This is a genomic window from Simiduia litorea, assembly GCF_042853465.1.
GTDB classification, from domain to species: Bacteria; Pseudomonadota; Gammaproteobacteria; order Pseudomonadales; family Cellvibrionaceae; genus Simiduia; species Simiduia litorea.
Window position 1 is genome coordinate 2634245 of the sequence record NZ_AP031497.1, and the last position, 13597, is coordinate 2647841.

Sequence of the window (13597 nt, forward strand, 5' to 3'; positions counted from 1 at the left end):
TCGATGGCACATATAAGGGCTAGGCGAACCCAAGGCTAAAGCTAGGTGTTAGTGAGCAACCGATGTATCGAACAAAAAACGACCAAAACACCTACATTAATTAACCCAAGCCGGAGCTCGCTACGACCTAGCTGAACGACGTGCCCCCGCGCAACTAAACCGGGTTCACAATGCAAACCATACACGCGGGTAGCGTCCTACACGAACGCTAAACCGATTGGCTGGTCTGGTGGGGCTTATGCGGAATGGAGCTTGATGCTGTTAGGCTCGCTACCTAATTTAAAACGCACTCACGCTACTGAGACGTAGGTGAGTGCGCTATCGGACGACGTCCCGTCGTCAACCAGTACTTATTGCGGCTTGGTATCACGAATTTTAGGATCTGGGCTAGTAACCACACTGCCGTCAGATAACTGAATCTGTAATTGCATGCAGATGGTTTCCGTATGAGCATCCAGATCCGTCAGCGTCATCGTCTTACCGCCGTTGGTAAAGGCTACATTACTGATATCCAAAGGCGTTGAGCTGGAGGGTGAGGAAACGCTTAAAATAGGTTGCAAAAACACCATCTGCTCAGTGTTTTGTAGTGTATAAACCAAGCTTGATGCTTCCGTGACGTTAACACTACCGTCTACGCCAACGCCGTCCCCTGTATAGGTAAAGCCGTTAGTTAACGAGAAGGTAACGCTGACATTAATGGTACTCATGGTGTAGCTCCTAGAAAAGTTAGACACTGTTGAGATTGTCTAAAGGGTTGTTGAACATTGGGTGATAAGTTGACATCGCTAATCGCTTTCAGGCGCTGGAAGGCCTTCTCACAACCTTGGGGGTCCCATCCATTGCGCTGCGACAGCAATAAAAGCCGGGCATGGATACCGGTCAAGTATTCATCATTTTGATTTAAACTCGGTAGTAGCGCTGCTAACGTATCAATAAGCGGCGAGGCTAAACGCGGCGTTTTGACCCGATCGAATAAATCAATCAATTCCCAAAGCCGCTCGGCATACACCTCCTGCTGCCCAGGCGTGTCTTTCGGCATGTCCGCCAAACTTGCGAGCAGCGCTGTAAGGTCTGTAGGCCAATTAAAATTGACATCGCTTTGCAAGCTAATCAATAAATTGAGTTGCGTATCCTTAGATTGCTGCCAATGGCTATTTTTCGGATCTTCGGAGGCAATGACACTGGCAAGTTTATAAGCGCGTTTTGCATGAGAGAGCGCAGCCTCAGTGTTACCCTGCCATTTTAATAAGCGCGAATAATTGCGCAGCGCTACCACAAGATCGTTGCGGCTATTGAAGTTAAAAGTATTCTGGATCTCCGGCTGATCTAACAAGGCAAAGATATCTTCTATATATTTTTTCGCCTGAGCAAGATCACCTTGCGCCAAGGATATTCTGCGCAACCACGATAGCGTGTCACTGTGATCGGCAATGGTCTGTGGATCTTTTGGTTGCAGGGTCAGCAATTGCAAACTAAGAGTTAACGCCATAGCAAAACTTTTCTTGGCGGCCAAATAACGATGCTCATTAACCTCCAAGGCGCCGAGTGAGCTATGGGCATAAAACACTTCTCGCAAGGCATCGGTTGAATCCGGCGCTAATTCAAAAAACTGCAAGCTGTAAGACAAATAGTCCTGTAAATGAATACGGGCTTCACTCCAGTGGTGCTGATTGTAAGCAATCTGCCCGAGCCAAAACGCATTGGCGCCGACCAAGGTAAGCAGTTCGCCATTCTTAGGGTTTTGCACCAACAACCCTTTCGCAACACGATTTGCCTGCGCAAAGGCTTGGCGCGCCTCATCAATATTATTGCGCGACTGTGCCACCTCCCCCATGGCTGCCAAGGTTTGCGCGTGCTGTAAACGCGCGTCAACACTTAGGCTTTCATCCACATTGCGGCTAAAGTACTCTAGCGCCTTATTACTAATACCGTCTAACAAATCCATGCGGCCGACACTGCGTAACTTATCGGCAAAATCGCCCACCATAAAACCCAGCAAGCTCTCCGCTTCACTGCGTTTTTGTTGCGCCAATTTCTGCGCTTGTACACTCTGGTAGGTCATCAACCCCGAAAGCAAGGTTAACGCAACAAGCGATAAAACAGTGGCGCGCTTAAGCCAGGATTTTAACATCGAGCGCCGGCTAGATGCCGCAATAAAGGCAAGTTCAGCCGCATCAAGACTAAAAATCTTGGTCGCCATCAGGGTTTGTGCTTCAACCAGCGGCTTACCATCGGGCAGCAATAGCTCGGTATTTTTTTGCTCCTCTAGCCAGCGCTCGGTTTGAATGTGCAAACGACTGCGCACTTTTAAACTATCGCGGTGATATTCAATCCACTCGGTAACCCGTGGCCAACGTCTCAGCAACGCTTCGTGCGCGAGACTAAAACAGGGCTCATTATTGTGCAGGTGCGAAACGAACAGGCGGTTTTCCACCATGGTTTCCACGAGAGATTTTTCATTCTCAGAAGCCAACTCGTGCCAGCGCGCCGCGCGACTGGTAATGCTTTTTTCATCCGCACTCAAGGTAACCAGCAGCGATAAAATATTGGCTAAGCATTGAGCCTGAGCTTTAGGCAGCTGATTCAACAATTGCTCAGCGCTTTTGCCAATAGAACCTTCAATACCACCGAGTTGATTAAACACCTCGACTAACAACTCGCCGCTTGGGCTGCGCTGTAAATACAGTTCTTGTAAGGTGTATTGCAACAACGGCAATGCATCTAGATTATCGGCAGCTTCCTGGGCAAGCAGATCATCCAACGTTAAGCCGGTTGCGACATCCAAACCCCACGTCAAGCCGGCTGCAACAGCAGGCAGGCGAATCATCTGCAACAATTCGGCCCGCGAAGGGGCTGCCAAATCGAAATGCGCGCCGCTGGCTTTACCGGACATCAAACTCGGAAAGGCCACCAATGCTGGATAAAAATCATTGCGACAGGCGCATAACACTAAGATCACACCAGAGCCCGCTAACTGCTCCATCAATGCATTGGCACATTTGCGCTCGGCATCGGAGAAGATGGGTGAGGCAAGTAGCACTTCTAAACGATCGACAAATAGTGCCAATAGCGGCTTGTGATAGGCCGCCGCAGACAATGCCTGCGTGCAATAGGCAATAACCTGTTGTGGATCTGAAATGAGTAGCTCGGCCAATTCGCTCGCACTCAAACCATCGAAGACAGGCACGCCGCTAACATCCCAATCAAGCAGGCCACTGGCAATGTGTAAAAACAGACTGCCACTGGTCACGTCCGCTAAATCAAGCCGAGTTGCGGCCACAACACCAATGCCCTCGTGGCCCGTCTCGGTCATTAAATTAGGTAAAATGCCGGCATTAATGAGCGATGACTTACCGCTTCCGCTAGGCCCAAGTAATAAACAAAATGCGCGCCCAAAGGCGACCTGTTGAGTGATGCGGTCGAGTAAGGTAGCAATTTGCTGACTACGACCAAAAAACACCCTTGCATCATCAGCTTCGTAGGCGCGTAGACCAGGAAATGGCGAACCGCCTTGCCAGGTTTCACTCTGTGCGCGGTTTTCATGGCCAACGGGGTGAGTAATGGCGGCCAGCGTGCGATAACCGCGTTTGCGGATTGTTTCTATATAGGTTGGGTTACTGGCGTTGTCGTCGAGCGCTTTACGCAGTTGGGTAATGACTTTATGAATCGGATTGTCGCCCATGGGTGTATTGGGCCAACAAGCCTCGACAATGTTATCCGCACTGACTACCTCACCGGCGTTTTCACACAAAAAACGCAATACGTCCATGGCCTTGGGCTCAAGTTGGCGCAAGGTTGCACCATGGCGAAGGCTATTTGCCCTAGGGTTTACCTGCCATTGGCCAAAGTAGAAAAGATTATCCGTCATATTGATCGCGTAATGCTGATTTATAGTTTTTATGAGCCTCTGCGTCCGGCACTCAACCACCTACCCGCTAAACCCTAAGCGTTGTAGGCAGGGATAATCGTATAAATACTTTTCATTATCAATTTATTTCTAATAGAACATCGCCAGCAGCGAGAGACGCACCACCAGCAGGGTGAAAAATGGCGGACGTTTTATCGCGCCTTCCGTGAATACCGCGGGTCAAAGCAGAGCGATGACGACTGAGAATATTTTATTGCACAAGGAGAGAAGCGAGCGCTAAAAAACACGAAGAAAAGCGCGATTGGCAGAACGAAAAAAGCCCCTTTCGGGGCTTCAACACATAGGCAAATCTATTTATCTAAACCACCCATACACATGTATTTAATTTCTAAATAATCGTCCATCCCGTACTTTGAACCCTCGCGACCCGAGCCCGATTCTTTTACGCCACCGAAAGGTGCCATCTCGTTGGAAATAATACCTTCGTTAATACCGACAATGCCGTACTCCAAGGCTTCACCAACGCGCCATACGCGACCGATATCGCGGGTATAAAAGTAAGCCGCTAAACCAAACTCGGTATCGTTGGCCATTTTAATCGCTTCGGCTTCATCTTCGAATTTAAAAATCGGCGCCACAGGGCCAAAAATTTCTTCACTGAAAACACGCATATCGGTGCTGACGCTGGTCAAAATAGTGGGCTCGTAGAAACACGCACCTAAGCTCGATTTCTTTCCGCCGAGTTTCGCCACAGCACCTTTTTCCAGTGCATCTTGCACCATGGCATCGACATCGTTAGCCGCTTTATTGTTAATCATGGGGCCAAGATTAATACCGGCCTGCTGGCCATCACCCATTTTTAGCTCCTTTACCGCGGCGGCTAACTTATCGGTAAAAGCGTCGTAAATACTTGCCTGCACCAGCATGCGGTTGGAGCAAACACAGGTTTGCCCGGCGTTGCGATATTTAGAGGCCACAGCGCCCTTCACCGCGGCATCTAAATCGGCGTCGTCAAACACGATGAATGGTGCATTGCCACCCAGCTCCATGGAGGTTTTCTTAACCGTTTCTGCACACTGGGCCATCAGGACTTTACCCACTGGGGTGGAGCCGGTAAATGTCACTTTGCGCACGCTGGGATTGCTGGTCATTTCACCGCCAATAGCGCGAGAACTTTTGCCGCACACCATGTTAAACACACCGGCAGGAATACCCGCTTGCTCGGCGAGCACGGCGAGCGCCAGTGCCGACAAAGGTGTTTCTGTTGCGGGTTTACCTACGAAGGTACAGCCGGCACCCAATGCTGGTGCCGCTTTACGGGTAATCATGGCGTTGGGGAAATTCCAAGGCGTAATAGAAGCCACCACACCCACGGGCTGCTTCACCACCACAACGCGCTTGTCGCCGGAGGGCGCGGGAATGATGTCGCCATAAACTCGCTTAGCTTCTTCCGCGAACCACTCGATGTAATTAGCGCCGTAAATAATTTCACCCTTGGCCTCGGCTAAGGGCTTGCCCTGCTCCGCCGTCAAAATCAACGACAGGTCATCGAGGTTAGCCAAAATCAAGTTATACCAAACGCGTAAAATATTGGCGCGCTCCTTGGCGGGCTTGCCGGCCCAGGCTGGCATGGCCGCCTCGGCGGCGGCAATGGCGCGGCGTGTTTCATCGACACCGCAGCTGGCAATATCGATAAGGGTGGCGCCCGTCGATGGGTTCAATACCGGAACCGTCTCGCCATTATCACTATCGACCCACTGGCCATTAATGTATGACTGGCCGCGCAACAATGCCGGATTTTTCAACGCTAACATGACGAATTCCTCTATTAAGGCCCACAAAAGGCAGAGACTGCCAAAGGGCGACACATCATAAAATCAGTAAAAGCTGAATTATAGGTTAGGTTAGATCAAACTTTATCACCGAGATCCGAGCCTACCTACCCTAGAGATCCTTTTAACAGCCCTAAGGCGAGACCTAGTGGCCCCGATAATGCTCTTTAAACACGGCTATCATAGCTAGGGCCGCCTGCGACAAAGGCCGCCGAGCATGGGTAATAATGCCCACTTGACGGGTAATATCCGGCACTTGCAAAGGCACACAGACCAAACCCAACTCGTTCATCTGCTGCACGCAAAGCTCGGGCACGGCACTAACGCCCAAACCGCTCGCCACCATGCGCCCTATGGTCGCCAACTGGTTCGCCTCTAACTCGACGTTCAGCGTTAAATCCAAGGCGCCGAGATGGCGTTCAATCAATTCGCGCAAGCTCGATGGCTTCTGCAAGCCGATAAAAGGATAGGCACAAAGTGCAGCCCAATTGACGCTATCGCGCCCGGCTAACTCGTGCTCCGGCTTAAAAACAGCGACAAAATGATCATTAAAAAGCGGGGTAAAACATAAGTCGGCTTGGTTACCCGGATCAAACGAAATGCCTAACTCAATTCGCCCCTCTTGTACCTGCTCTACCAATTGCTCGGCAATCACTTCCTGCACACTGATGGTAATCGGCGGACATTGCGCGCGAAAAGCAAGTAGCACAGCGGGCAGTTCGGTGCTGGCGAATGAGGGCATGGCCGCGATGGCCAAACGCCCGCGCTGGAGGGCGAAGCGCTGATGCGCACCGGCCAACACAGCCTCCCAATCCGCCAACAAGCGCTGCACCAGCGGTAAGAGATCCGCCCCCTCGGGTGTAAGTGCAACGGCACGGGTGGTGCGGGCGAACAGTTGACCGCCGAGCTCAGCCTCCAAGTTCTTCATGGCTATACTCAAAGCCGGTTGACTCAAATGCACACTCGCAGCAGCTTCAGCGAAGCTCTGAGTTTGCGCAACGGCCAAAAAGCCACGTAATTGCTTAACCGTGATATTCATTGAGATTATTTAATTTTACTTATCAATTCGTTGAGTATTTAAATTTGATAAATATATGGTAACCGCTCATGCTAGACAAATCCACCGACCAGTGAGTCATTAGGACGCAGCGGCCACCAGACCCAATGCAGTGACTCAATACCAATAACAACAGTAATGACACAGGAGTTCGCCATGAGCGGGTTTAACAAAGTCGTCAATAGCTACCAAGAAGCTATGGCAGGGTTAACAGACAATATGACCGTGATTGCCGGTGGCTTCGGCTTGTGCGGCATCCCCGAAAACCTGATTGCTGAAATTAAAAAAATGGGCACCAAGGGGTTGACCATTGTGTCCAATAACTGCGGCGTCGACGGCTTCGGACTCGGGATTTTGTTAGAAGACCGCCAAATCAAAAAAATGATCTCCTCCTACGTGGGTGAAAATGCCTTATTCGAAAAGCAACTACTCGCCGGTGAATTAGAAGTTGAACTCACACCGCAAGGTACCTTGGCAGAAAAAATGCGCGCCGGTGGCGCTGGCATTCCCGCGTTCTACACCGCTACGGGCTACGGTACACCCGTGGGTGACGGCAAGGAAGTGCGCGAATTCAATGGCAGAAACTATATTTTAGAAGAATCGATCACCGGTGATTTCGCCATCGTTAAAGCCTGGAAGGCCGATCGCTACGGCAACCTCGTGTTCCGTCACACCGCGCAAAACTTCAACCCGCTTGCGGCAACCGCGGGAAAAATAACCGTGGTGGAAGTGGAAGAAATTGTTGAACCTGGCGCCTTAGATCCAACCCATATTCACACGCCCGGCATCTATGTAGATCGCGTGATTAAAGGCAGCTTTGAAAAACGCATCGAACAACGCACCGTGCGCACATAAGGAGAATTATCATGGCTTTAACTCGCGAACAACTAGCGCAACGTGTGGCGCGTGAATTACAAGACGGTTACTACGTAAACCTAGGCATTGGTATTCCCACCCTAGTCGCTAACTACGCGCCTAAAGGTATGGAAGTTATGCTGCAATCGGAAAATGGTTTACTCGGCATGGGCCCCTTCCCCACCGAAGCGGAAATAGACGCCGATTTAATTAACGCCGGCAAACAAACCGTCACCACCATCAAAGGTGCCTCGATTTTTAACAGCGCCGAATCCTTCGCCATGATTCGCGGCGGTCACGTAGACTTAACCGTGCTCGGCGCCTTCGAAGTGGATGTGGCGGGCAACATCGCCAGCTGGATGATTCCCGGCAAACTGATTAAAGGCATGGGCGGCGCCATGGATCTTGTCGCCGGTGCCGACAACATTATCGTCACCATGACCCACGCCAGTAAACACGGCGAGTCAAAACTACTGACCAAATGCACCCTGCCCTTAACCGGCGCCGGCTGCATCAAAAAAGTTGTTACCGATTTGGCGTATATCGAAATTGCCGACAATAAATTTTGGCTCAAAGAACGGGCCCCCGGCGTTAGCGTGGATGAAATCATCAAACTCACCGCCGGCGAATTAGTGGTACCGGACGTGGTACCCGAAATGGAATTCTAGCTAACAGCACAGGCTACAAAAAATTTAAAGTTCCGCACATTTGGCAGCCCCCGGGCTGCCTTTTTTGCCTATAGGGATATAGGTACACCCGGAGGCCATGGATGGCCTAAGAGGGTGTTGCCAAAATTCACTGCCGAGAAGTAGCAAAGTTCCCAATGATGGCCTAAAAACATGTGCCGCTCTGCAGCAACCCAAAGAACATCGCACCTCACGAGCCGCTTCACCGCTTCCACACCAAGAATAGACGCGCCTATATGCGTCCCCATCTTGCATCGTTCACCGAAACCTCAGACCGAGACACGCCCAAGGTGATATATGCCTACGAGGCGCATTATTTTGCGCCTCATTCTAAAAATTATGATAACTTCTTGAAAATAAAAGGAGAGTTAGAGCTGGCACGATAGCTCTGCTCTGGATATATGCCTCGGAGGCGTAATATATTACGCCTCCGAGGCACTGAATAAGGCTGTTATGAGAAAACCATGAATCGATTACTTGCCATATTTGTACTTCCTGTAGCAATGTCTTCATTTGCTTCTCCAGGGATTACTGAGCAGGAAATCACGTATGAAAATGTAAGTGGCTTGGGGTTCTCCGTAACAATTGAAGTTACCTCTGAAGCAACGTCCGTTCAATTGGTAGGCCCCAAAAGCATCAATGGTAACTGCGCGCCCGCTCGTAGTGGTAGTGCCCTTGTTTCTGAAACAAACGAAGAGCTAATGGTGTATCAAACCAACTTGGAGTCTGGGTCGTCAGCACCAGTGGCATACGGGTACTTTACGCAAAAGAACACGAGCATGAGTATATGGCTAGACTACTTCTGCCCACCTGGGTATGAGCTTAAAAGTCGTAGGTTTGTCATCCCATCAGTGGAAAAATATCTCATAACAAGTCAATCAACTTCGCGCCTAACGGCGCCGGACAGCCTACGCTATAGACCTGCACCACTTTAACGGACAGTAAATTACTAATCCGCTAAAGGGGTTCACAATGGGAATAACGAATAAAAGTCACTACGACAGCTATACCTTGGCCTACAAGATAAATGCAGTCAAACTCAGTAAGCGCAAGCACGTTAAGGCGATAGACGTCGCAGAAGCGCTGGGGATTCATCCAGTCATGCTGTATCGTTGGCGACAAGAATTTAAAGAAGGTCGCCTTTCCGAGAATAAGTATATGGTTGTCAAATCACCACCTAAACCCTCCAAAGAAGATCAGCAGGCATTGCAGTCGGCTAAAACACGCATCAAAGAACTCGAAAAACGTTTGGCAGCTAAAGAGGAAGAGGTAAATATCCTAAAAAAGGCCAAACGGTTCTTCTTGGATCAGCGCAAGAAAGATACGCGTTCATAGAGAAGAACCGAGACAGCCACAAAATTGTAGCTATGTGTGATTACCTCGACGTTTCACCAAGCGGTTATTATGACTGGCGGAATCGCGATACAAGCGATCACGCTCAGTACGATGAAGTTCTGGCTGCCCAAATTAAGGAAACGCATGTCGGTCATAAACGTAATTACGGCGCTGTTCGTGTGCACCCATATTTAAAGAGTTTGGGTTATTCGTGCAGCCGCAGGCGCATTAATCGTTTGATGCAAGTTAATGGCATTAAGTCGATATACCATGCATATAGGCAGAGGCGCGCCAGCGGTAGCAGCTCCCTGGTGGCAGAAAATGTACTGGCGACACAAGATAAAGCGATTGCTTTCGGCGAGCATTGGGCTGGGGATATGACCTACCTAAAAACAGGAGAAGGCCCTATGTACATGGCGGCTGTTCTGGATCTATTTACACGAAAAGTTATTGGCTGGGGTTTCTCGCGCTATCATGATACCGACTTGGTTAGCGGCGCATTAAAGATGTCGCTAATATCTGAGAGCGTAAAGGTAGGTTGCATCTTCCATAGTGACCAGGGTTCTGAATACTGTTCAGAAGCATATCAGCGGATTGTTACGAATGCTGGAATGGTCAGTAGCATGAGTCGCGCCGGCACGCCAACAGATAATGCATACGTAGAATCATTTTTTAAGACACTAAAAAATGAGTTGGCACATCATTGGAAATTCAGGACGATGGTCGAATGCGTGGCTAGAATTGTTGATTATGTTGAGTTTTACAACGAGGATCGACTACACTCGAGCTTAAATTATGTGTCACCTAAAACGTATCAAACAAAGAATGCTTAGTGTCCGTGAAAGTGGTGCAAGTCTACTACGCTTCGGCTTCCGGTTATTGAGGCGTTATGCGACCAAGGCGAAACATGCACATAGAAGGATCTAATGATTAAATCAATAAACAAGATAGATAACTTTGGGGTTTTCCAAAGTTATAGAAAACCGACAGATTTTGATGATTTTTCGCTTAAAAATATCATATATGGTTGGAATTACTCAGGTAAGACAACCCTATCTCGTGTTTTCTCTTCTGTTGAGCGTAGAGCGTTACATACAGACTATATGTCAGCTAAATTTAATATAGAGAAATCTGACAACTCATTGATTAACGAACAAAGTATTGTACAGGAGCCTTTGAAGGTAAAGGTCTTTAATTCTGATTTCATTGAGGCAAATTTAAAATGGGATGGTGGTGAGTTCGACCCAATACTGCTTTTAGGAGAAGACTCTATAGAGGCAAAAAAGACTATAGATTCAAATGAGTTGATAATACAAAGATGTAGGAGTGGTTATAAAACAAAAGATAAATTAAAAAAACAATATGATTTATCTATTGCTGACCTGAAGAAGCAGGCAGCAAAAAACATAAAGCAAAATTTGAAGCTTATTGAAGCATTTACAGCAACCCATCTAGATATAATCAAGTCTTCACTAACAGAAGATCTATCAACCTATATTGTTCCTGAAAGTGATATGAATATCACTTTACGAAAAGCCACATCATCAGATACAGATAAATTAAAACCGATCAATAAGTATCAATTAAATTATCGTCTGGGCTCGTATATAGAAAAAGCAAATGAACTGCTCAAGAAGAAGCCTGAATTTTCATCTACTATCGAATATTTGCGAGATAATCCTACAGTAGCAAACTGGGTAGAATCTGGACTGGAAATAAATGACAAAAAGGAAAAATGCGAATTCTGTCTGTCAGATATTTCTGAAGCCAGAATTAGTGATTTACGATCCCATTTTTCACAAGACCTTAAAGATTATAAGGGCAAGCTAAAGCTGCTAATTGAGAATAAGTTTCATGCAAAGATAGAATATACAAAATTACTGCCACAGGAATTTTATCAGGAGTTCCATTCAGAGCTTTCATCGATCCTAACAGATCTTGAAAGCTATGTTTCTGCATATAACTCAAAAGCAGATGAGGTGAGTGAGCTTGTTGAGAAAAAGTATGATTCACCTTTTGATGATTTGACTCTCGTAGAATACGACAAATCAATTCAAGAAGAAGTGGAGTCTCAATTCTACAAACTAAATGACCTCATTGAAAGAAATAATCAAAAAACGAAAGATTTCTCTCTAGAGAAAGAGGCTGCAATAGAATCTCTAAAAAAGTCATACGTAGCGGATTTTTATATAAACAGCAGTGTTCTTTCAGAAAAAATCAAGTCAGAGTTATTGGAAGCTCACAAATCAAGATATCACAGCATAGCGAACAGAATTAAAGCAGAAAATGCAACCCTTGAAGCTTCTATTAGCAAAGCCCATCAAGGGAGGGAAACGATAAACGAGTATATTTCAGGATTTTTGGGTAGAGACGAAATAAAAATTAAAGTTGTAAAGAATGGAGATATTGAGAGATTTAAATTAATCAGAGATGGTGGCATCGCAAAAAACCTTAGCGAAGGCGAAAAAACAGCTATTGCATTCTCATTTTTTCTAACAAAGCTTTGCGAAGAACAAGAGCTGGAAGATTTAATCATCTATATTGATGATCCGATATCCAGTCTGGACAGTAATCATATATTCCAGATTAATGCAGTAATAAAAAACGTCTTCTTTAAGAAGGAAGCCAATGAGCATGGAAATGAAGAGTGGAAGCTAAATTGTAAACAGATATTTATATCCACTCATAATTTCGAGTTCTTTTCATTGTTAAAAGAACTGCCACTCAAAAATAATAAAAGTAGCTTTTATCAGGTCAAGCGGATAAACAGGACTGAATCTACACTTTTAAATCTTCCTAAGTCGATACTTCGATATTCATCTGAATATCATTATCTATTTAGTGTTATACACAGGTTTTACACTAGCGAGGATAAGTCAGATTTAGAGGTCTTGATGTCCATACCTAATGCACTGAGGCGATTTATAGAGCTTTACACATACTCGAAAATACCGAGCTTTTCAGAGGTTACTGTTGATCAGCGCGCAGAGATTTTGTTCGGCGCTCTTGAATCTAAAAGAATAATGAAGGTTCTGCATTACTTTAGCCATCTTAATAACATAGAGCGGCTTATCAACAACTCAGATCTTATTAGCGATATAGAAAACGCCGTAGCGGAAATTATGGAGCACCTAAAAAGCGACACCCTACACTACGATGCTTTAATTGAGTCAGTGCAGTGAAGCGCATAACAAGTCAATCAACGACGCGCCTTCAGCGCCGGACAGCTTACACTGCGCTTCGCTCCGTTTCAGCTGCCGGTTATTGAGGCGTTAAATGCCATCTAGAGCTTGGTATTTATGCGAAAGTCCGTAGAAGATTATTATAAAATTCAAAATAGACAATTCAAACTGTGGTTGTCACTAATTATATTATCACCTATTTGCCTAGGTGCTTTTTGGGTTATTTATTTTAGTCTGCTTGCATTATATCGCGCATTGCATAACTCACATTTCGGACATGGCTCAGAGATTCTAGTTGTTTTACCTATAGCTCTGGTTGTAGTACTTATTCAAATTAGATTATTAAAAAACCTGATTGAATCTTACAAAGCAAAAAAACTATAACAAGCTGTTAAAGCTAAACAAAAAAACAGCTCTGCTTTTAGTACCACAACATTCAGTCAACCCCCCTTACAAGCCGTAAAGAACCAGCAATAAAAAAGGAAAAAATCTATTTTTCGAGTCTATTTTAGCTTGTTAGCGTCAATGCTCGTGTTGTTGGCGGTCAATTGGTTTATCTTTAAGCCCGTGGCGGTTTTGATAACTTTCGCTTGCATATTTGTGCAGGTAGATAGAGCAAGCGTTAGCTCATTAAAGAAAGGCATGGCGATTCCTGAACCAAGGGTGGCCATAAAGCTTGCGGAGTTCCTTGTAATTACCCCCACCCTTTATCTACTGCCACAGAAATGCTTGTTGAGCTACAGGAGGCTGAGCAGTGGATCCAGGTGTTGCGTTTGTATTGG

General features: G+C 46.6%; 9 protein-coding genes. 5 read left to right on the forward strand and 4 right to left on the reverse strand.

Features of this window, described 5'->3' with window-relative positions; genetic code table 11:
* Positions 1 to 350: 350 nt before the first annotated feature.
* The 4 genes from ACGHTT_RS11710 to ACGHTT_RS11725 all read right to left on the reverse strand — a co-directional run bounded on the left by ACGHTT_RS11710 (position 351) and on the right by ACGHTT_RS11725 (position 6739).
* Entirely contained in the window at positions 351 to 707 is a 357-nt protein-coding gene (locus ACGHTT_RS11710) for a DP-EP family protein (protein ID WP_390590735.1), read from the reverse strand.
* Positions 704 to 3868, reverse strand: a complete 3165-nt coding sequence (locus ACGHTT_RS11715) for a winged helix-turn-helix domain-containing protein (RefSeq protein ID WP_390590736.1) — start codon at positions 3866 to 3868, stop codon at positions 704 to 706. The genes ACGHTT_RS11710 and ACGHTT_RS11715 overlap by 4 nt, the downstream gene beginning before the upstream one ends.
* A 350-nt stretch (positions 3869 to 4218) precedes the next feature.
* Complete coding sequence (locus ACGHTT_RS11720) at positions 4219 to 5682, reverse strand: succinate-semialdehyde dehydrogenase (protein WP_390590738.1); 1464 nt, start codon at positions 5680 to 5682, stop codon at positions 4219 to 4221.
* A gap of 163 nt (positions 5683 to 5845) precedes the next feature.
* Positions 5846 to 6739 (reverse strand): LysR family transcriptional regulator, encoded by an 894-nt coding sequence (locus tag ACGHTT_RS11725; RefSeq protein WP_390590741.1) that lies wholly within the window; start codon positions 6737 to 6739, stop codon positions 5846 to 5848.
* 174 nt (positions 6740 to 6913) lie between these two features.
* Between ACGHTT_RS11725 and ACGHTT_RS11730 the strand changes: the two genes are divergently transcribed.
* The 5 genes from ACGHTT_RS11730 to ACGHTT_RS11750 all read left to right on the forward strand — a co-directional run bounded on the left by ACGHTT_RS11730 (position 6914) and on the right by ACGHTT_RS11750 (position 12815).
* Positions 6914 to 7612 carry a CoA transferase subunit A gene (locus ACGHTT_RS11730; protein ID WP_390590742.1) on the forward strand — a complete coding sequence of 233 codons (699 nt, stop codon included), beginning with the start codon at positions 6914 to 6916 and terminating at the stop codon, positions 7610 to 7612.
* Between the two features lie 11 nt (positions 7613 to 7623).
* Positions 7624 to 8280 (forward strand): 3-oxoacid CoA-transferase subunit B, encoded by a 657-nt coding sequence (locus tag ACGHTT_RS11735; RefSeq protein WP_390590743.1) that lies wholly within the window; start codon positions 7624 to 7626, stop codon positions 8278 to 8280.
* A gap of 990 nt (positions 8281 to 9270) precedes the next feature.
* Positions 9271 to 9633 (forward strand): transposase, encoded by a 363-nt coding sequence (locus ACGHTT_RS11740; RefSeq protein WP_390590745.1) that lies wholly within the window; start codon positions 9271 to 9273, stop codon positions 9631 to 9633.
* Positions 9630 to 10466: an IS3 family transposase gene (locus ACGHTT_RS11745; RefSeq protein ID WP_390594989.1), complete on the forward strand. Its 837-nt coding sequence runs from the start codon at positions 9630 to 9632 to the stop codon at positions 10464 to 10466. Before ACGHTT_RS11740 ends, ACGHTT_RS11745 begins: the two co-directional genes overlap by 4 nt.
* Before the next feature lie 93 nt (positions 10467 to 10559).
* The gene (locus ACGHTT_RS11750) at positions 10560 to 12815 is read left to right on the forward strand and encodes an AAA family ATPase (RefSeq protein WP_390590747.1); all 2256 of its coding nucleotides are present in this window, start codon (positions 10560 to 10562) and stop codon (positions 12813 to 12815) included.
* Positions 12816 to 13597: the final 782 nt, after the last annotated feature.

Excerpts from the sequence above, each read along its gene's own strand:
- ACGHTT_RS11730 (WP_390590742.1), top strand. The coding sequence starts at position 6,914 with ATGAGCGGGTTTAACAAAGTCGTCAATAGCTACCAAGAAGCTATGGCA.
- ACGHTT_RS11740 (WP_390590745.1), top strand. The coding sequence starts at position 9,271 with ATGGGAATAACGAATAAAAGTCACTACGACAGCTATACCTTGGCCTAC.
- ACGHTT_RS11735 (WP_390590743.1), top strand. The coding sequence starts at position 7,624 with ATGGCTTTAACTCGCGAACAACTAGCGCAACGTGTGGCGCGTGAATTA.
- ACGHTT_RS11725 (WP_390590741.1), bottom strand. The coding sequence starts at position 6,739 with ATGAATATCACGGTTAAGCAATTACGTGGCTTTTTGGCCGTTGCGCAA.
- ACGHTT_RS11720 (WP_390590738.1), bottom strand. The coding sequence starts at position 5,682 with ATGTTAGCGTTGAAAAATCCGGCATTGTTGCGCGGCCAGTCATACATT.
- ACGHTT_RS11750 (WP_390590747.1), top strand. The coding sequence starts at position 10,560 with ATGATTAAATCAATAAACAAGATAGATAACTTTGGGGTTTTCCAAAGT.
- ACGHTT_RS11715 (WP_390590736.1), bottom strand. The coding sequence starts at position 3,868 with ATGACGGATAATCTTTTCTACTTTGGCCAATGGCAGGTAAACCCTAGG.
- ACGHTT_RS11710 (WP_390590735.1), bottom strand. The coding sequence starts at position 707 with ATGAGTACCATTAATGTCAGCGTTACCTTCTCGTTAACTAACGGCTTT.